Here is a 563-nt window from a genome sequence, read left to right on the forward strand (position 1 = left end):
CCGCAGAAGGGCGCGGCGCAGTTCCGGGGTCCAGGCGTGCTCCTCGACGCCGATCACCCGCCGGGCCGGTGCAGTGTCCTCACTCATGAATATTCCGTCCGTTCGTCGTTTACCTCATCCCGATAAGGGATCTAACGGGATCATTCGCCCGCTAGCGGGCACATGAGCTACCGTAAAACTTGACGTTGACGTGAAGGGCAAATGCGTGTGATGCAGAACACGCAAGAAGGGGCAGAAATGCGGATCGGGGAACTCGCCCAACGCACGGGAGTCACCACCCGGGCCCTGCGGTACTACGAGGAACAGAACCTGCTCACCGCCGAGCGCAGCGGCAGCGGCCAGCGCCACTACGCGGAAACCGCCGTCGACCGGATCCACCTCATCCGCCAGCTGTACGCCGCCGGACTGAGCAGCAAGGCCATCGCCGAGCTGACCCCCTGCGTCATCGATGGCAAGGCCACCCCTGAACTCCTCCAGCGCCTGGCCGCGGAACGCGACCACCTCGACCGGCACATCGCGGATCTCACCCAGACCCGGGACAGGCTCGACTCCGTCATCGACGG

The 563-nt window shown here is 65.0% G+C and carries 1 protein-coding gene; it reads left to right on the plus strand.

What is annotated here, in order from left to right; translation table 11 throughout:
- Window positions 1–237: 237 nt before the first annotated feature.
- Window positions 238–563, plus strand: a 326-nt coding sequence (locus ACSDR0_RS51085; RefSeq protein WP_435296214.1) for a MerR family transcriptional regulator, incomplete at its 3' end; no start/stop codon positions are given.

Origin of the sequence: Streptosporangium sp. G11 (genome assembly GCF_051192615.1) — a bacterium.
In the GTDB taxonomy this organism is placed as follows: Bacteria; Actinomycetota; Actinomycetes; order Streptosporangiales; family Streptosporangiaceae; genus Streptosporangium.